General features: G+C 61.8%; 23 protein-coding genes. 15 read left to right on the forward strand and 8 right to left on the reverse strand.

What is annotated here, in order from left to right; translation table 11 throughout:
- Nucleotides 1-29: 29 nt before the first annotated feature.
- The 15 genes from PRI8871_RS04025 to PRI8871_RS04095 all read left to right on the forward strand — a co-directional run bounded on the left by PRI8871_RS04025 (nucleotide 30) and on the right by PRI8871_RS04095 (nucleotide 10,610).
- Nucleotides 30-1,235 carry an ROK family transcriptional regulator gene (locus PRI8871_RS04025; RefSeq protein WP_181389366.1) on the forward strand — a complete coding sequence of 402 codons (1,206 nt, stop codon included), beginning with the start codon at nucleotides 30-32 and terminating at the stop codon, nucleotides 1,233-1,235.
- 70 nt (nucleotides 1,236-1,305) lie between these two features.
- Nucleotides 1,306-2,532, forward strand: a complete 1,227-nt coding sequence (locus PRI8871_RS04030) for a 3-deoxy-D-manno-octulosonic acid transferase (protein ID WP_108884879.1) — start codon at nucleotides 1,306-1,308, stop codon at nucleotides 2,530-2,532.
- A gap of 88 nt (nucleotides 2,533-2,620) precedes the next feature.
- Nucleotides 2,621-3,094, forward strand: coding sequence for an NUDIX hydrolase (locus PRI8871_RS04035; protein WP_245897762.1), 474 nt, complete (start codon nucleotides 2,621-2,623; stop codon nucleotides 3,092-3,094).
- A gap of 58 nt (nucleotides 3,095-3,152) precedes the next feature.
- Nucleotides 3,153-3,587, forward strand: coding sequence for a DUF1178 family protein (locus PRI8871_RS04040; protein ID WP_108884880.1), 435 nt, complete (start codon nucleotides 3,153-3,155; stop codon nucleotides 3,585-3,587).
- A gap of 14 nt (nucleotides 3,588-3,601) precedes the next feature.
- Nucleotides 3,602-4,246 (forward strand): SDR family NAD(P)-dependent oxidoreductase, encoded by a 645-nt coding sequence (locus PRI8871_RS04045; RefSeq protein ID WP_108884881.1) that lies wholly within the window; start codon nucleotides 3,602-3,604, stop codon nucleotides 4,244-4,246.
- Nucleotides 4,247-4,296: 50 nt separating this feature from the next.
- Entirely contained in the window at nucleotides 4,297-5,598 is a 1,302-nt protein-coding gene (hisD, locus tag PRI8871_RS04050) for a histidinol dehydrogenase (RefSeq protein ID WP_108884882.1), read from the forward strand.
- A gap of 113 nt (nucleotides 5,599-5,711) precedes the next feature.
- On the forward strand, nucleotides 5,712-6,191 hold the full coding sequence (locus PRI8871_RS04055) for a UPF0262 family protein (RefSeq protein WP_108884883.1): 480 nt from the start codon (nucleotides 5,712-5,714) through the stop codon (nucleotides 6,189-6,191).
- Between the two features lie 3 nt (nucleotides 6,192-6,194).
- The gene (locus PRI8871_RS04060) at nucleotides 6,195-6,638 is read left to right on the forward strand and encodes an arsenate-mycothiol transferase ArsC (protein ID WP_108884884.1); all 444 of its coding nucleotides are present in this window, start codon (nucleotides 6,195-6,197) and stop codon (nucleotides 6,636-6,638) included.
- Complete coding sequence (locus tag PRI8871_RS04065; RefSeq protein WP_108884885.1) at nucleotides 6,638-7,033, forward strand: ketosteroid isomerase-related protein; 396 nt, start codon at nucleotides 6,638-6,640, stop codon at nucleotides 7,031-7,033. Before PRI8871_RS04060 ends, PRI8871_RS04065 begins: the two co-directional genes overlap by 1 nt.
- Nucleotides 7,030-7,629, forward strand: a complete 600-nt coding sequence (locus PRI8871_RS04070; protein ID WP_108884886.1) for a GNAT family N-acetyltransferase — start codon at nucleotides 7,030-7,032, stop codon at nucleotides 7,627-7,629. Before PRI8871_RS04065 ends, PRI8871_RS04070 begins: the two co-directional genes overlap by 4 nt.
- Nucleotides 7,629-8,513: a carbon-nitrogen hydrolase family protein gene (locus PRI8871_RS04075; protein ID WP_108885199.1), complete on the forward strand. Its 885-nt coding sequence runs from the start codon at nucleotides 7,629-7,631 to the stop codon at nucleotides 8,511-8,513. Before PRI8871_RS04070 ends, PRI8871_RS04075 begins: the two co-directional genes overlap by 1 nt.
- A gap of 83 nt (nucleotides 8,514-8,596) precedes the next feature.
- Nucleotides 8,597-8,815, forward strand: coding sequence for a translation initiation factor IF-1 (gene infA / locus PRI8871_RS04080; RefSeq protein WP_005620785.1), 219 nt, complete (start codon nucleotides 8,597-8,599; stop codon nucleotides 8,813-8,815).
- Nucleotides 8,816-8,827: 12 nt separating this feature from the next.
- Complete coding sequence (locus PRI8871_RS04085) at nucleotides 8,828-9,406, forward strand: Maf family protein (protein WP_108884887.1); 579 nt, start codon at nucleotides 8,828-8,830, stop codon at nucleotides 9,404-9,406.
- Nucleotides 9,403-10,425: a ribonuclease E/G gene (locus PRI8871_RS04090; RefSeq protein WP_108884888.1), complete on the forward strand. Its 1,023-nt coding sequence runs from the start codon at nucleotides 9,403-9,405 to the stop codon at nucleotides 10,423-10,425. Before PRI8871_RS04085 ends, PRI8871_RS04090 begins: the two co-directional genes overlap by 4 nt.
- The gene (locus PRI8871_RS04095) at nucleotides 10,422-10,610 is read left to right on the forward strand and encodes a DNA gyrase inhibitor YacG (protein WP_108884889.1); all 189 of its coding nucleotides are present in this window, start codon (nucleotides 10,422-10,424) and stop codon (nucleotides 10,608-10,610) included. Before PRI8871_RS04090 ends, PRI8871_RS04095 begins: the two co-directional genes overlap by 4 nt.
- Here the strand turns inward: PRI8871_RS04095 and PRI8871_RS04100 are convergent.
- From PRI8871_RS04100 to urtC, 8 genes are all read right to left on the reverse strand, one after another.
- Complete coding sequence (locus tag PRI8871_RS04100; RefSeq protein ID WP_108884890.1) at nucleotides 10,607-11,209, reverse strand: ImuA family protein; 603 nt, start codon at nucleotides 11,207-11,209, stop codon at nucleotides 10,607-10,609. The genes PRI8871_RS04095 and PRI8871_RS04100 overlap by 4 nt on opposite strands.
- A gap of 44 nt (nucleotides 11,210-11,253) precedes the next feature.
- The gene (gene modC, locus PRI8871_RS04105; RefSeq protein ID WP_108884891.1) at nucleotides 11,254-12,348 is read right to left on the reverse strand and encodes a molybdenum ABC transporter ATP-binding protein; all 1,095 of its coding nucleotides are present in this window, start codon (nucleotides 12,346-12,348) and stop codon (nucleotides 11,254-11,256) included.
- On the reverse strand, nucleotides 12,345-13,043 hold the full coding sequence (gene modB / locus PRI8871_RS04110; protein WP_108884892.1) for a molybdate ABC transporter permease subunit: 699 nt from the start codon (nucleotides 13,041-13,043) through the stop codon (nucleotides 12,345-12,347). Before modB ends, modC begins: the two co-directional genes overlap by 4 nt.
- Nucleotides 13,040-13,783, reverse strand: coding sequence for a molybdate ABC transporter substrate-binding protein (modA, locus tag PRI8871_RS04115; RefSeq protein WP_108884893.1), 744 nt, complete (start codon nucleotides 13,781-13,783; stop codon nucleotides 13,040-13,042). Before modA ends, modB begins: the two co-directional genes overlap by 4 nt.
- A gap of 73 nt (nucleotides 13,784-13,856) precedes the next feature.
- Nucleotides 13,857-14,336 (reverse strand): tRNA (N6-threonylcarbamoyladenosine(37)-N6)-methyltransferase TrmO, encoded by a 480-nt coding sequence (gene tsaA / locus PRI8871_RS04120; protein WP_108884894.1) that lies wholly within the window; start codon nucleotides 14,334-14,336, stop codon nucleotides 13,857-13,859.
- Between the two features lie 71 nt (nucleotides 14,337-14,407).
- A complete protein-coding gene (gene urtE, locus PRI8871_RS04125) occupies nucleotides 14,408-15,103 on the reverse strand; it encodes an urea ABC transporter ATP-binding subunit UrtE (protein WP_108884895.1) in 696 nt (231 codons plus the stop codon).
- Nucleotides 15,104-15,106: 3 nt separating this feature from the next.
- Nucleotides 15,107-15,847, reverse strand: a complete 741-nt coding sequence (gene urtD, locus PRI8871_RS04130; protein ID WP_108884896.1) for an urea ABC transporter ATP-binding protein UrtD — start codon at nucleotides 15,845-15,847, stop codon at nucleotides 15,107-15,109.
- Nucleotides 15,844-17,076 (reverse strand): urea ABC transporter permease subunit UrtC, encoded by a 1,233-nt coding sequence (gene urtC, locus PRI8871_RS04135; RefSeq protein WP_108884897.1) that lies wholly within the window; start codon nucleotides 17,074-17,076, stop codon nucleotides 15,844-15,846. Before urtC ends, urtD begins: the two co-directional genes overlap by 4 nt.
- Nucleotides 17,077-17,176 lie beyond the last annotated feature (100 nt).

A 17,176-nucleotide genomic window follows, 5' to 3' on the forward strand; every position in this document is an offset into this window, starting at 1 on the left:
CGTATAGCGGAGGCGCAGGAGGGCGTTTCGTGGACACAGACGACGATCTTGCCAGACAGCCAAAACCGTCACCGACCGCAGTGACGTCTTCAAAGCTGCGCAACCATAACGAACGTGCCTTCCTGACATCCCTTCGGACTCAAGGGCCGTTGTCGGGTGCCGAGCTGGCAAAAGCGATTGGCGTGTCGGCGCAGACGGCGTCGGTTCTGACCCGTGCGCTTGAGGCGGAAAACCTGATCGTCAAAGAGGCTCCGGTCAAAGGTAAGGTTGGCAAGCCGCAGGTGCCGATTGCCCTCAATCCCGATGGCGCATTCGCGCTAGGGTTGCGTTTTGGGCGGCGCGGAGCAGACCTGATTCTGCTTGATCTGCTGGGCCAGCCAAGGGCACGGTTCGATGTGTCCTACCGCTATCCATCGCCCAAGCGGCTTGAAGCGTTCGTGCGCGATGGGCTGCGCATGGTGGCGGATGTGATCGGGCCGGAAAAGGCCGCACGGATCACCGGGATTGGTGTGGGCGCACCGTTTGAACTTTGGAATTGGATCGACGCTTTGGGCGCATCCCGGCAAGAGGCCGAGGCGTGGCGCGGCTATTCGTTTGAAACCGCCTTTGCCGAATTCACCGACCTGCCGGTCTTCGTGGCCAATGACATCAACATGGCCTGCAACGGAGAGCTTCTGTTCGGGGTCGGGGCCACGCTATCGGACTTTGGCTATCTCTATGTCGGCAGCTTCGTCGGCGGCGGGTTGGTTCTGAATGGTCAGGTGTTCCAAGGCGCGCGCGGCAACGCGGGGGCCTTTGGGTCAATCCCGATTGGCGACGTGGCGCGGCCCGAACATCAGTTGATCCACCAAGCTTCGACCTACCGGCTAGAGCGGCTTTTGTCAGACAATATGAACCGCGATGTGAACCTGCGCGAAGATCCGAACGGCTGGAACGGCTGCGCCGAAACGGTGGAAGGCTGGATTGCGGACACCGCGCAGGCCTTGGCGATTGCATCGGTGTCGGTTTGCGCCATTCTTGATTTGCCGGCGGTGGTCATTGATGGCGGCTTGCCGCCCGCAGTGCGCACGCGTCTGGTTCTGGCAACGCGTGCGGCCGTGGCGCGGATCGATCGGCAGGGCATTTACGATTTTGAGATCATCGAAGGTATCCTTGGCCGCGAAGCCGGTGCCTTGGGCGCGGCCTTTCAGCCGCTTTTGTCGGCGCATTTCCTTGAAGGCAGCGCCCTGAGGTAGCGACTTGGCGCAGGGTTGCATCAAAAGCGGCTGCGGCCTAAGCCCGTGACAGGTTGGCCATGGGTGCGAAATGATCCTGTACCGCGTTCTGATATCCGTGTTTGCGCTAGTTCTGGCGATCAAGCTGCTAGTCCGGCGCGATGGGGCGGGGCTGCGGGCGCGGTTTGGGCGTATGCGGCCTGCCAGTGACACCCCTTATATATGGCTGCATGCCGCGTCGAACGGTGAATTGATGTCGCTTCGGGCGGTCATCGATGGGCTGTTGGCGCGGGATAAAAATGCCCGGCTGCTGATCACCTGCAATTCGCAGACTGGTGTTGCCTTGGCCCAAAGCTGGGGGCAGGGGCGCATTCAGGCCGAACTTGCGCCGCTGGACCTGCGATGGTGCGTGCGCAACGTGCATCAACGGTTTCGCGTGACGGCCCATTTGACTGTCGAGTCCGAGATTTGGCCCAACCGGATGCTGACCTGCAACGGGCCGGTTGTCGTGGTGGGCGGGCGTTTGTCTGATGGCACGCTGAAAGGGTTCCGCTGGCTGGGCGGCTTTGGCCGCCGGGCGATGGGGCGCATTGCGTTGCTGAGTGCGCAAGACCCCAAGTCTGAGGCGAATTTTCTGGCCGCCGGTGTTCGGCCTTCGGCATTGGCCCCGCAATTTGATCTTAAAGCCCAGTATCAGCCGCCTTTGGATATGGTGCCGGATGCCGCGCTAAAGGCGGCATTTGATCGGGCACAAACTTGGCTGGCCGCCTCAACCCACCCCGGCGAAGAGGAAATCATCGCCGAGGCGCATCGCGCCTATCTGGCCCAAAATCCCGCCGCGCAACTGATCCTAGCCCCCCGCCATGCCCGGCGCGGCGATGAGGTGGCGGCGCTTCTGCGCAAGGCCGGGTTTGCAGTGGCGCAGCGCAGCAAAGGCGATGCCCCGCAGCAGGGCGCGGTCTATCTGGTCGACACTATGGGCGAAATGCCGCTGTGGTATGCTTTGGCGGGCCGCGTGTTTATGGGCGGATCTTTCGTTCCGGTCGGTGGGCACACCCCGTATGAGCCAGCCTATTTCGCCCAAGCCATTCTGCATGGCCCCGATACCAGCAATCAGGCGGCGGCCTATGCGGCGCTCCACAAGGCCAATGCGGCGGTGTGCGTCAAGGATTCCAAGGAACTTGCCGAAGCGTTGCTTGGGTTGCAGGCCCCCGAAAAACAGCGAATGACTGGAATTTGTGCAAACAAGGCGATATCTGCAACGCATTCAGCAAATGAATTGCTTGTCACGCTTGATGCAATTCTTCCGAAACGATAAGCGGTTTCAACGTTTCGTCGTAGGAGGGCGCGTACACTAGACCCGCGTGCCGAATCCAACATAATCCCCGTTTCAACAGTAAAGCCCCATGTCAGACCTGAGCCCGCTCGAAATGCCAAACGATATCGAAAGCACCGCGCCCTTGCACAAGCAGGTTGCAGCTCTGTGCTATCGCATTCGCAATGGTCGGGTGCAGATCTTGATGCTGACCAGCCGCGATACCGGGCGTTGGATTGTTCCAAAAGGCTGGCCACATGACGGCCTGACCTATGCCGAAGGCGCGGCCCGTGAAGCTTGGGAAGAGGCCGGCGTCGAAGGGCGCGTCGATGTGGCCCCCATCGGGTGCTACAGCTATATGAAGCTGCGCGACAAGGCACCGGATTTGCCCTGCCATGTGGATTTGTTCCCGCTAAAAGTCAGCCGTTTGGTCAAGAAATTCCCCGAAGCGGGCGAACGCCGTTTGAAATGGATGGGCCGAAAAAAGGCAGCGAAATCCGTGCGTGAAGCCGATCTGGCGGCGCTTTTGCGCAATTTCGATCCCAAAGGGAACAAGCGCGTCTGATCCTTGATCTCGGGGAACAAAGCAGTAGATACTGGGCTGTCTCATCTTGGGCTTTGGAATGATCCAGTATTCGCTGAAATGTAGCAACGACCACCAGTTCGACAGTTGGTTTCAATCGGCCTCGGCTTTTGACAAGCTGGCCGGTGCGGGCATGGTGGAATGTTCCGTTTGCGGATCGTCCAAGGTGGAAAAGGCGATCATGTCGCCGCGTCTCAATCAAACTGGAAACACGCCAGCCCCCAAGCCGCAGGCCCAGTTGTCTGAACCCAGCGGAGACTATGAACAGGCGGTTGCCAAGCTGAAATCCGAGGTCGAAAAGAACTCGGACTATGTGGGCAATGATTTCGTCCGGCAGGCGCGGGCAATGCATGACGGCGAACAGCCGCAGCGTGCCATTCACGGCGAAGCGCGCGGGGATGAGGCGCGTAAACTGCTGGAGGATGGCGTTCCGGTTATGCCGCTGCCCTTTACGCCGACCCGAAAAACCAACTGACTTAAGGTATCCCGATGACAGTGATGATTACCGGAGCAAATCGCGGCATTGGCGCTGAACTTGCCCAAAGCTATCGCGCACGCGGCGAAACGGTTTTGGCCACCTCGCGCAATGGCGCTGAGGCGCTGACGCTGGACGTCACGGACCCCGCATCGCACGCGGCTTTGGCGGAAACGCTGGAAGGGCAGGCGATTGACCTGCTGATCTGTAATGCCGGTGTGTACTTGGACAAAGGGCACAGCCTTGCCGATGGCTATCAGGCCGATCTGTGGGCCAAGACCTTTGCCGCCAATGTCACGGGCGTTTTCCTGACCGTTCAGGCGATGTTGCCGAACCTGCAATTGGCCAAGGCTGGCAAGATCGCGATCATCAGCTCGCAAATGGCGTCTGACGAACGGGCACCCGGCGGCAGCTATATCTACCGGTCGTCCAAAGCGGCGGCGCTGAACCTTGGGCGCAATCTGGCGACGGATCTGCGGGCGCTGGATATCGCCGTTGGCATTTATCATCCGGGCTGGGTGCAGACCGACATGGGCGGGGCCGGGGCCGACATCACCGTCGCGGAATGCTGCAAAGGCCTGATGTCTTGCTTCGATGATTTGTCCATGGACAGCACGGGCTGCTTTTTGTCCTACAATGGTCAGCCCCACCCCTATTGAGGCCCGGCGCATGGGCCGCTATGAACCGGCAACCCATGCAGGAGTGCACAATGCCCGTTTTTCTGACGACGACCGACGACGCGTTTGAAACGCAGTTCAAGGCTTTGCTTGGCGCCAAGCGCGAAGACAGCCCGGACGTCGATCATATCGTTGCGGGCATCATTGCCGATGTGCGGGATCGCGGCGATGCGGCGGTGATTGAGCTGACGTCGAAATTCGACCGTCTGGACCTGACGCCCGAAACAATGTCCTTTTCGCCTGAAGACGTGGACCGGATCATTGCCGATGTCCCCGAGGCGGAGCGTGAGGCGCTGCAACTGGCGGCGGATCGCATCCGCGCCTACCACGAACGGCAATTGCCGCAGGATGAAAGCTGGACCGACGCCAGCGGCGCAACGCTGGGCTGGCGCTGGACACCGGTGTCTGCGGCGGGCCTTTATGTGCCGGGCGGGCTGGCCTCTTATCCCAGTTCGGTATTGATGAACGCCATTCCCGCCAAGGTGGCGGGCGTGCCGCGTCTGGCGATTACCGTGCCGACGCCCGGTGGCGTGGTGAACCCGCTGGTTCTGCTGGCGGCGCGGATCTCGGGCGTGGACGAAATTTACCGCATCGGCGGGGCGCAGGCGGTGGCCGCGCTGGCCTATGGCACGGGCACCATCGCCCCGGTGGACAAAATCACCGGGCCGGGCAACGCCTTTGTCGCCGCCGCCAAACGCCGGGTGTTTGGCAAGGTCGGCATCGACATGATCGCAGGCCCGTCGGAAATTCTGGTGATTGCCGACGGCGACAACGATCCCGACTGGATCGCGCTGGATCTGATGAGCCAGGCCGAACACGATGAAAGCGCGCAATCGCTGCTGATCACCACGGACGCAGCCTTTGGCCGCGCCGTGGCCGAAGCCGTGGAAAAACGCCTTGAAACGCTGGATCGCCGCGCGATTGCCGGTGCCAGCTGGCGCGACTATGGCGCGGTGATCACCGTGCGCGATCTGGATGAGGCGGCGGCCCTGTCGAACCGTATCGCGCCGGAACACTTGGAACTTTGCGTCGCGGACCCAGACGCGCTTTGCGATAAGATCACCCACGCGGGCGCGATCTTCCTTGGCAAATGGACGCCCGAAGCCATCGGCGACTATGTCGGCGGGCCGAACCACGTTCTGCCAACCGCCCGGTCGGCGCGATTCTCGTCCGGTTTGTCGGTGATGGATTTCGTCAAGCGCACCACCTTGTCGAAAATGACGCTGCAATCGCTGAAGGCGATCGGCCCGGCGGCCGAAGTGTTGGCGCAATCCGAAAGCCTTGAGGCGCATGGCCTTTCTGTCACCGCGCGCCTAAAGTCGCTGAACGAATGACCGTGTGACTTTGGCCACGCCCGGCAGAACGTTGCGTGACTGCGACTTTCGCTGCATTGCCGCATTTGTTCCAAAGGGGTAGGTTTCATGCGTGTTTTAAGAAAGTCGAACCCATGAGCCGCATTTCGCATATCGAGTTGGACGACGCCAATCTGCCGCCGCCCACGCCGGAAATCGAACAAGAACGCCGCGTTGCGATGTTCGATCTGATGGAGCAGAACAGCTTTTCGCTACCCGCGCGCGATGACCGCGTGGTGCCGCCCGGCCCATATCGGGTGGGGTTGTCTATTCGTGAAAAGCGTCTGGTGTTCGATGTGGCCACCGAAAACCACGAACAGGCCGCCGAATTCCACCTGTCGCTCAGCCCGTTCCGCCAAGTGGTCAAAGACTACTTCCAGATCTGCAAAAGCTATTTCGACGCGGTCAAGACTTTGGCCCCCAGCCAGATCGAAACCATCGACATGGCGCGTCGCGGCATCCATAATGAAGGGGCCCGAGTCTTGCAGGAACGTCTGGAAGGAAAAGCCACCGTGGACGATGATACCGCCCGCCGCCTTTTCACGCTTGTTTGCGTTCTGCACTTCGGGGGCTGACGTTTGCCCGGATTGCCGCAGTCTGTCCTTTTTTGCTGCGATCACAACGCCGTTCGGTCTCCGATGGCCGAAGGGATCACCAAAAAGCTGTTTGGCTTTGACATCTACGTGCAATCCGTTGGTGTGGTGAATGACCTTGAGATCGACGGTTTTGCCATCGCCGCCTGTGAAGAAATCGGTGTGGAGCTGTCGCGCCATCGGTCCCGCGATTTCCAAGAACTAGAGGAAAACGGCGAGGCGCTGTCTGGCTTTGACGTAATTGTCGCCATGTCGCCCGCATCGCAGCGGCGCGCATTGGATTTGACCCGCTACTACCATCTGACGGTGGAATACTGGCCCGTGCTGGACCCGACCGGCCTTGGCGAAACGCGCGATGCAAAACTTGACGCTTACCGCCAGACGCGCGATCAAATCTTGAAACAGATTCAGGATAAGTGGGGGGACTGATGTCCAACGAGGTGGTGACCGCCTATTTCGCAGCGTTCAATCGCGGCGACACCGAAGGCATGCTGGATTGCCTGTCTGATGACATTGCGCATCACGTCAACGAAGGGGCAATCCGCACCGGCAAGGACAAATTCCGCGCCTTTTGCGATCACATGACCCGCTGCTACCAAGAAAACCTGACCGATATTGTGGTCTTCGTGAACGACGACGGCACCCGCGCGGCGGCGGAATTCATCGTGAACGGAACCTATCTGGCAACGGATGACGGGCTGCCCGAAGCGAATGGCCAGACCTACCGCCTGCCTGCCGGGTCGTTCATGTCGCTGGAAGGCGGCAAAATTACCCGCGTTGTCACCTATTACAATTTGGCAGACTGGGTGCGGCAAGTCTCATGATCCGGATCTCGCCTTTGACCGGGCAGGCCCTGTTGGATGTGCTGGACGATGTCGCCGGGCTGCGGATCGAGGTGTTCCGCGACTGGCCGTATCTCTACCATGGCGATTTGGACTATGAACGCCGCTATATGCAAAGCTATGTCGGTAGCGCGGCGGCGATTGTGGTTGGCGCGTTTGACGGCGACCGGCTGGTCGGGGCCTCAACCGGCACCCCGATGGAGGATCATGCGGAGGATTTCCTGACGCCCTTCGCCCAGACCGATTGGCCGATGGATCAGATCTTCTATTGCGCTGAATCCATCCTGTTGCCGCAATATCGGGGGCGGGGGATTGGCCATGCGTTCTTTGATCACCGCGAGGCCCACGCCCGCAGCTTGGGCCGTCGATATTCGGCGTTCTGTTCGGTCATGCGGCCCGCAGATCATCCGGCGCGCCCATCGGACTATGCCCCGCTTGATCCCTTTTGGCGCAAGCGGGGGTATCAGCCCTTGGACGGCGTGATTGCCCGGTTCAATTGGACCGATATGGGCGATGCTGGCCAAAGCGAAAAGCCCTTGCAGTTCTGGGGGCGCGACCTGACTGGGGGTGCGGCATGATCCGTGTTGCAACAGCGGCCTACCCGATGGATTTCCTCAATACGTGGGATTGCTACGTCGAAAAGCTGACCTCGTGGGTGTCAGAGGCGGCGGCCACTGGGGCGCAGCTGCTGGTGTTTCCTGAATATGGCGCGATGGAATTGGCCACGCTGGCAGGCCGCGCGGTTGCCGGGGATCTTGAGGCATCGCTGCACGCAGTGTCGGATCGCATCTCCGCCGCCGATGCGCTGCATTCCGATTTGGCCACGCGGTTTGGGGTTCACATCCTTGCCGCTTCGGCCCCGGTATTTGATTCTTCGATCGGGGAACGGCCGGTCAATCGCGCCCGCCTGTTCGCGCCCGGTGGCGGGATGGGGCAGCAAGACAAACAAATCATGACCCGGTTCGAACGCGAAGACTGGAACGTCATGTCGGGCGGCGCGTTGCAGATCTTTGAAACCAGCCTGTGCAAGATCGGCATTCTGATCTGCTACGATTCCGAATTTCCGCTGCTTGGCCGCGCCCTGAGCGAGGCCGAACTTTTGCTGGTCCCGTCATGCACCGAAGCCTTGGCGGGATATTCGCGCGTGCGGATTGGCGCCATGTCGCGGGCGCTGGAAAACCAATGCGTTGCAGTTATGTCTTCAACCGTTGGCGCGTGCAATTGGTCCGAAGCGGTGGATGAAAACACCGGCATGGGCGGCATCTTTGCCCCGCCCGATACCGGGTTTCCGCCAACAGGGATCATCGCCGAAGGGGCGCTCAACCGGGCGGGCTGGACCTGCGCAGATATCACGCTGGACACCATCCGAAATGTGCGCAAGGATGGCGTTGTCCTAAACCGCACGCACTGGCTGGAACAGGCCGGTCGTGACCAAGTCGCGCCACTTGTGGCGCTGAGTTGATTTGGCCCCTTGAATTCAAGGCGATTTAACCCCATTTAAGGGCGCGTCCCGCATTTGGGCGGGACTTTACCTCAGGAGAGACCATGGCCAAGGAAGATACGCTCGAATTTCCCGGTGTCGTGAAGGAACTCCTGCCGAATGCGACGTTTCGGGTCGAGCTTGAGAACGGCCATGAAATCATCGCTCATACGGCAGGCAAGATGCGCAAAAACCGCATCCGTGTTCTGGCAGGCGACCGGGTTCAGGTTGAAATGACCCCGTATGATCTGACAAAGGGTCGGATCAACTACCGCTTTAAGTAAACCGATCCCGAAGTGAAGCTCATTTTGGGATCTGGCAGCCCGCGTCGCCGCGAGCTGCTGGCACAAATCGGTGTCGAGGCAGACGACATTCGCCCCCCCGACATTGACGAAACCCCGCATCCGGCCGAATTGCCGCGCCCCTATTGCGTGCGCATGGCGCGGGAAAAGGCGCTGGCCGTGCAGGCCGATGCCGATGACATCATTCTTAGCGCTGATACCACCGTGGCCCTTGGACGGCGTATTCTGGGCAAACCGGAAACGGCAGGGCAGGCGGCGGAATTTCTGCTGGCCATGTCCGGGCGTCGCCACCGGGTGATTACGGCTGTGGCCGTGCGCCGGGGCGACCGTCTTTGGCAAAAAGACGTGGTCACGCAGGTCAAAATGAAATCCCTGTCGGATGTCGAACTGAACGCCTATCTCGCCACCAATGATTGGCAGGGCAAAGCGGGCGCTTATGGCATTCAAGGGCCAGCGGGCGCGTTTATCCCTTGGATCAGCGGCAGCTTTACCGCCGTCGTCGGCTTGCCAGTGGCGGAAACCGCCAATTTGCTGCAAGCTGCGGGCTACCCAATTTTTGGAGATCGTACATGAAGGGGCGGACAATCGTTCTGGGCCAAATCGGCGAACAGGAAGCGGCGGCCTTGATGGTCGATGGCCGTCTGGAAGATCTGCTGCTGGACACGGATCTGCCGCGTCCGGGCACGATCTACCGCGCCATTGCCGACCGTCCCGTCAAGGGGCAGGGCGGGATGTTCCTACGCACGCCCGACGGCACGGCCTTTGTGCGTCAGGTCAAAGGGGTGGCTCCGGGGCAGGTTCTGTTGGTGCAGGTCACCGGCTATGCCGAACCGGGCAAGGCGATCCCGGTCACCACCAAGGTTCTGTTCAAAAGCCGTTACGCGATTGTCACGCCCGAAGCGCCGGGCCTGAACGTGTCGCGCAGCGTCAAAGACGAGGGCGAGCGTGACCGGATCCTGGAAATCGCGCATGAGGTTATGGAAGGTTCGACCTTTGGTCTGATCCTTCGGTCGGCCTGCGCGGGCGCGGATGAGGACGACATCGCCGATGATGTTGCCGCCATGCGGCAATTGGCCGAAGCCGTGACCGCCGATACGGCGGGCGAGGCGGAAACGCTGGTTGAAGGCGATGGCCCGCATGTTCTGGCGTGGCGCGAATGGACCGAAGCCGCCGATATCGTCGAAGACCCGGACGGGTTTGAAAACTTGGGCGTTGCCGATGCGCTGGAAGACCTGCGCAGCCCCTGTTCCGTTCTGGCCGGGTCGGCCACGGTCTGGGTTGAGGCGACGCGCGCCCTTGTGGCGGTGGATGTGAACACCGGCGGCGATACCTCGCCCGCGGCAGGGCTGAAGGCCAATCTGGCCGCCGCGCGGGATCTGCCGCGCCTTCTGCGTCTGCGCGGTTTGGGCGGGCAGATCGTGATTGATTTCGCCCCCTTGCCCAAGAAAGACCGCCGTCAGGTCGAAGGCGCGTTGCGCTCGGCCTTCCGGCATGACCAGACCGAAACCACCTTGGTGGGCTGGACGGGGCTTGGCCACTACGAATTGCACCGCAAGCGGGATCGGATCGCGCTGAGCGAGGTTCTGGCATGAGTTGCCCGATCTGTTCCGGCGACACCGATCCCAAGTTCCGGCCCTTTTGCTCCAAACGCTGCGCGGATGTGGACCTGTCCAAATGGCTGAGCGGCAGTTATGCACTGCCGTCCGAGGATGAAGACGAAGCCCTTGAAGCGCTTGAAGAAATGGAACGCCTTGTCGATCAGGACCGCCCGCATTAAGCGGATGGGCTGACCAGTTCCAACCCGGTTTTGCCCGGCTGCATTCGCCAGACTTTGGCCGGATCGGTGCGCGCGCGCAGGCGCGATAGCCCCCAGGCGCGGGTGCCGGGACGATGCGCAGGCTCTAGCTGCCAGCGGCTTTCGACGCCCTGCGCCCCGCCATGGCCGGGGGTGAGCAGCAGGCCCAGCGGCAATTGCGGCCCCGCCTGACAGCCGCTTTCGGCGGCCAGATGCAGCCGCCGCACCGGCGTCAGGGCAGGCGGCCCGGGCAGATCGGCCACCACCAACCCAACCGCGCCGCTGCGCAGGCATTCCTCCATGCACCACAGCAGATCTTCGGGGCGGTTCGGGGCCAGAAAGGTCACGTTTTGCGGCGGCGCAAATTCCCGCATCCCGTCGGGGTTGAGCGGGTCCGCCCCCCAAGAGGGCGCAATCCAGAACACCGGCCCCTGCACGCGCCCTGCGGCCAGAACCGCCAGCGTGCGACGCGCCCTGCCGCAAAATTCATGCACCCGGCCAAGCGCCAATGCCATATCCCCCACCACCGGTTGTGCCGGTTGCGGGCGGTGTTGATGACGAGTCAGGACAGCATGAGACATGGCCCAATGCTATCATGTTCCCATTTCGTTCTCAATATGCGCGATCACACGCGGGTCTGGCCAATATCGCTTCGCGCAACCGAGATTGAGGCGAGACAGGCATAGATCGGCTGGCCTGCCTCAAGCGCCATTTGCGCCGCCGCGCGGGCCGAAATGCGCGATAGGATCACCTCATCGCCCACGCGGATTCGCACCATTGCCCCCGCGCTGCGGCCAATGCGGACGGTGTCGATCACCCCGTGCAGCACGTTCAGCGACGAGGTGTTCAACGGCTCATCCCGTGACAGGGTGACGCCGCCTGCTGCGATACGCACCCGCAGGTCTTCGCCGGGATTGGCGGCGATCTTCGGCAACCAAAGCGCCCCGCCGGAAAAGGCGATCTCGGACAGGCCGTCGTCGCTGTGGCCCACAAGGCGGCCCTGCAAGATTGATCCGGCCTCACGGATGCCAAGCGATGGCGCGGCTTCGGGGTCGGACAGAACCTCAGCGGCGGGACCGCTGCGCAGGACTGTGCCGCGTTCGACCACAACCACGGTGGTGGCCAGTCGTGCGACCTCAGACAGGGAATGGCTGACGTAAAGGATTGGCACGCCGAAATCATCGCGCAGCCGTTCCAGATAGGGCAGGATTTCGGACTTGCGGGCGCTGTCCAGCGCGGCCAGCGGTTCATCCATCAGCAACATACGTGGCCGCGCCAGCAAGGCCCGCCCAAGCGCGACCCGCTGGCTTTCGCCGCCCGACAACCGGCCCGGCAGACGGGTCAGCAGATGGCCAAGGCCCAGAAGGTCAATCACCTGCGCCTCATGGGCGGTATCGCGGCGCAGCCGGTTGGCCCACCGTCCGTACAGCATGTTCTGGCGCACGGTCATATGCGGGAAAAGCCGCGCCTCTTGAAAGACATAGCCGATGCGGCGGCGGGCGGTCGGCAGGTCGATGCCTGCAGCGGTGTCCAGCAACACCTGACCGTCCATCACGATCCGCCCCGCCTCGGGGCGCAGCAGCCCGGCCACAGCATTGACGATGGTCGTCTTGCCCGATCCCGAGTGCCCGAACAGCGCGGTGATCCCCGCCGGGGCGCTGAATTCGACATCGCAGGCGAAGCCGTCGAATTGGTGGGTCAGGGTCACATCCAGCGTCATCGGCCTGAAATCCGTTTGGCAACGCGGCGCGAAAGAACTTCGGACAGCAGCAAGGCCCCAAGGGCCAGCCCCACGGAGATCACCACCAATTGCAGCGCCGCGCCTTCACCGCCGGGCACCTGAAGAAAGGCGTAAATGGCCGAAGGCACGGTTTGCGTTTGGCCGGGGATGTTCGACACAAAGGTGATTGTCGCGCCGAATTCACCCATCGCCTTGGCAAAGGCCAGAACGGCACCGGCAATCACCCCCGGCAGGATCAGCGGCAGGGTGATGGTTGCAAACCCCAACAGACGCGACGCGCCAAGGGTCTTGGCGGCCTCTTCCAGTTTCGGATCGACCGCTTCCAGCGCCAGTCGGATCGCCCGGACCAACAGCGGAAAGGCCATGATTGCGGCAGCCAGAACGGCCCCGGTCCAACGGAAGGCCAGCGTGATGCCGAACCAATCGTACAAGGGCTGGCCAATCAAACCGGTGCGTCCAAATGCCAGCAGCAGCAGATAACCCGTCACCACGGGCGGCAGGATCAGCGGCAGATGCACCAACCCGTTCAGCAATTGCTTGCCCGGAAAGCGCCAACGGGCCAGCGCATAGGCCACGAAGATCCCGGCGGGCAGGCTGAGAACCGTTGCCCAAAGCGCGACTTTCAGGCTGAGGCGGATTGCCTCCAGTGCCTCTGGGGAAAGCCAACCACTCATTCGGCCAAAACCTCAAAACCTTCGGCGGTGAAGGCGGCGCGGGCCTCTGGGCCTCTGAGGTAGCTCAGGAATTCCGCGCCTAGGCGCGTGTTGCCACCGGCAATGGCTGCGATGGGGTAGGTGATCGGCGGGTGGCTGTCTGCGGGAAAGGTGTAGACAATGCTGACATCGGCGCTGGCGGCGGCATCGGTGGTGTAGGTGATGCCAAAGGGCGCCTCGCCCGTGGCCACCAAGGTCAGCGCCGCGCGCACGTTATCGGTTTGCGCAACATGCGGGGCAAGCGCGGCCCATAGGCCAAGGTTTTCAAGCGCGGCTTTGCCGTAGATCCCGGCAGGCACGGCGTCTACATGCGCCATGGCCAGACGATCATCGCCCAGCCGGTCTGGCAGATCGGCAATCGCCATCGTTGGCTGCGTCCCATGCGCGATCAGCGCCAGGTCATTGCCCAGCAGGTCAAAGCGGGTATCGGCGGCCAACAGGCCCTTGGTTTCAAGCTGATCCATCCAGTCGGGGCTGGCCGACAGGAACAGGTCCGCCGGTGCGCCAAATTCGATCTGCCGCGCAAGCGCCGAACTGCCCGCATAGGACAGTGACACCTGATGCCCGGTCTGCGCCTGCCACTGGCCCGCGATGGCATCCAGCGCGGTCTTGGTGCTGGCGGCGGCGAAGACCGTCAACCGCTCCGCTTGCGCGGGGGCGGCGGCTAGGGTCAGGGCAGCAAGGGCAAGGGCGCGAAGCATGGGGCATCCGTAGGGGGTAAGCGTTTGCCGACTATGGGAAAAGCGGGCGCGGGGCGCAACGGGGCTTTCGTCGCTAATGGGCAGTGTCTTTGATCCGGGCCTGAACGGCAAAGGCGCAGATATCGGGTTTGATATCGAGCAAAGGCGTGCCCGACACGCAATCGAGCCCCCGCACATACAGGCGGTTGCCCTCAATCCGGTCGATTTTCACCTTCGACAGGCCAATGGGATTGGGGCGCAGCGGGCTGCGCAGCGAAAACGTGCCGCGTGTATTTCCGTCATCCTTGGGGCTTTGCAGAACCATGTCGCGCCGCGCCTGATCCAGCCAATAGAGCACATCGGCCCGTTCGAACTTTTCCAGCCCTTTCAGGGCCTTGTCCCACGGTGCATCTAGAATGATCGTGCAGATCGCGTCACCCTCTTTGCCTTGTCGGGGGCAATCGGCCCGCGTGGCATAGGGGGTCTCAATGCGGCCAATAAAGCGCAAAGCGGCGTCATTGGGGGCGGGGGCCTCAACGGCCACCTCGCCTGCGCGAATATCGTCTTGGGGCATCGGTTCCTCCGGTTCTTGTGCCAGAGGATAGGCATGCGCGGCGCGGCTTTAAAGGGGCGCGCCGCCGCAGGTCAGATCGAAACCGCCGATAGGATCTGATCGCGCTGCACTTCGGCCTTAGGCGCATTCACGGTAACTGCGCCGCGGTTCATCACCACAAAACGGTCGGCCAACCCGAAGGCAAAGTCGAAATACTGTTCGACCAGAACAATCGCGATCTCGCCCTCTTCGCGCAGGGTTTCGATCACGCGGCCAATTTGCTGGATGATGTTGGGCTGAATGCCCTCGGTCGGCTCATCGAGCAACAACACGCGGGGCTGTGTGATCAACGCGCGGGCAATCGCCAATTGCTGCTGCTGCCCGCCAGACAGGTCGCCGCCACGGCGGTGCATAAAGTCCTTGAGGATCGGGAACAGCTCAAAAATCTTCTCGGGGATCACGTGCTGATCCTTGGGAAGACATGCAAAGCCCGATTCCAGGTTTTCGCGCACGGTCATCAGGGGAAACACCTCGCGCCCCTGAGGCACATAGGCGATCCCGGCACGAGCGGCCTGAAACGCGGTGGGGTGGTTTAGGTCAGTGCCATTCACCGCGACCGCGCCGCCCGAATAGGGGTGCCGCCCCGAGATCGCCTTGAGCAGCGAGGTTTTGCCAACGCCATTGGTGCCCATGACAACGGTCACAGCGCCGGGTTTTGCCTCAAGCGAGACACCGTTGAGGATCTGGCTCTGGCCATAGTGAAGGGTCAGGTCATTTACACTCAGCATGGTTCAGCGCCCCAAATACACGTCGATCACTTGTTGGTTCTGCGTGACATGGTCGAGCGAGCCTTCGGCCAGAACCGAGCCCTCGTGCAGCACCGTCACCTTGCAATCGAGGCGGCGGACGAATTCCATGTCATGTTCCACCACCACAACCGCGTGCTTTTCCGCAGCCCGGCGCAGAAGGTCGGTGGTGTGTTCGCGTTCGGTCGGTGTCATGCCTGCGGCGGGTTCATCCACCAGCAGAAGGCGCGGTTCCTGCGCCAGAAGCATACCGATTTCCAACCATTGCTTTTGCCCGTGGCTGAGTTCGCCCGCCGGGCGGGTCAGTTCAGCGGTCAGGCCGATCTCTTCGGCCAAGGCTTCGATCCGCGCCGCGCCTTCGGCGGTTTTCTTGTACAGCAGCACGTCAAACGGCCCGCGCGGGTTCTTCAGCGCCATGGCAAGGTTTTCGCGCACGGTCTGCGCTTCAAACACCGTGGGCTTCTGGAACTTGCGGCCCACGCCTACGCGGGCGATCTGGCTTTCGCTCATCTTCAGGAGGGACAGGGATTTTTCACCGTAAAGCACGCGCCCCTCGTCGGGTTTGGTCTTGCCGGTGATGATGTCCATGAAGGTCGTCTTGCCCGCACCGTTCGGCCCGATAATGGCGCGCAGTTCCGGCTCACCAATGCGAAAGCTGAGGTTATTAATTGCCTTGAACCCGTCAAAGCTGACCGAGACGCCGGACATTTCCAGAAGGGTGCTCATTGCTCGTGTCCTTCTTCTTGACGCAGCGCGCCTTTGTCGGGGCCATAGTCGCCCACGCGGAACGGGGTTTTGACGTGGGTCAGGTAGTCAAACAAACCGCCGATGCCTTTGGGGAAGAACAGGGTCACGGCCACAAAGCTGAGGCCCAGCAGGATCAACCACCAATCGACCCATTGGATCGTGTAGAAGCCCAACGGAATGTCAGGCGCGCCGCCGCCGGTGAACCAGCTGGACAGAAGCGAGACAAACGCCGCGCCGATGACTGCGCCGTAAAGCCGCCCGCGCCCCCCGATGGCGACCCAGACCGCCAGATAGATCGAGGCAATGGGCGCAATCTCGGCGGGGTTGATGATGCCCGCCTGCGGATAATACAGCGCCCCCGCAATGCCCGAGACGATGGCGGTGATGGTGAAAACGAACAACTTGTAGCTTTCGACGTGATAGCCAAGAAACCGCACGCGGCCTTCGTTGTCGCGGATACCGCGCACCACGCTGCCCATCTTGCCCGAGGTGACATAGGCAAACAGCACATAGCCAAGCCCAAGCGCCAAGGCCGAGGCCCAGAAGAAGGCGATCGAGATCTGGCTTTGCGGGACGGCCTCAAATCCGGGGATGTTTTGCAGGCCCGACAGGCCGTTGTTGCCGCGCAGGCCGCTATCGTTCTGGAACAGGTACAGCGACAGCGCCAGCGTCATCGCTTGGGTCAGGATCGACAGGTAAACCCCAGTCACCCGGCTGCGGAACGCCAGCCAGCCAAAGACCAGCGCCAAAAGGCCGGGGAACAGCAGAACCATCAGGAGTTGCAGCGTCAAGCTATGGGAAAACGCCCAAATCAACGGGAAGTCCGAGCTTCCGACAACGCCGAAAATCTGCGTGCCGGTCGCGTCGATAATTTCCTGCGCGGTGGGCGGGATCGGGCTGGCGGCAAGGCTTTCGGCCACGATGGCCTCGGTTCGCGCGTACATCAGCCACATGCCGATGGCATAGCCGCCAATGCCGAAAAAGGCGAAATGCCCAAGGCTGAGGATGCCGCAATAGCCCCAAACCACATCCATCGCGATGGCAATCAGGCACAGGCAGAGCGTTTTGCCCAGAGTCTTGACGAAAGAGGTTGAAATGAGGCCGGTGCCTGTGGCCTCGGACAGAACCGTAATACCAAGGGTAAACAGGCCAAGGGCGGCCAGAAACCAAAGGATGGACGGATTGCGAGAGAGTAGGCCCTGTTTCATGCGGCACCTCTATTCATTGTGTTGCGCCGCGCTGCGCGCGTCGCCGTGGGAAGGGGGCGCTGCCCCCTCTTGGCCCGTTGGGCCAATTCACCCCCGGCGG

This window comes from Pseudoprimorskyibacter insulae (assembly GCF_900302505.1).
Classification (GTDB): domain Bacteria; phylum Pseudomonadota; class Alphaproteobacteria; order Rhodobacterales; family Rhodobacteraceae; genus Pseudoprimorskyibacter; species Pseudoprimorskyibacter insulae.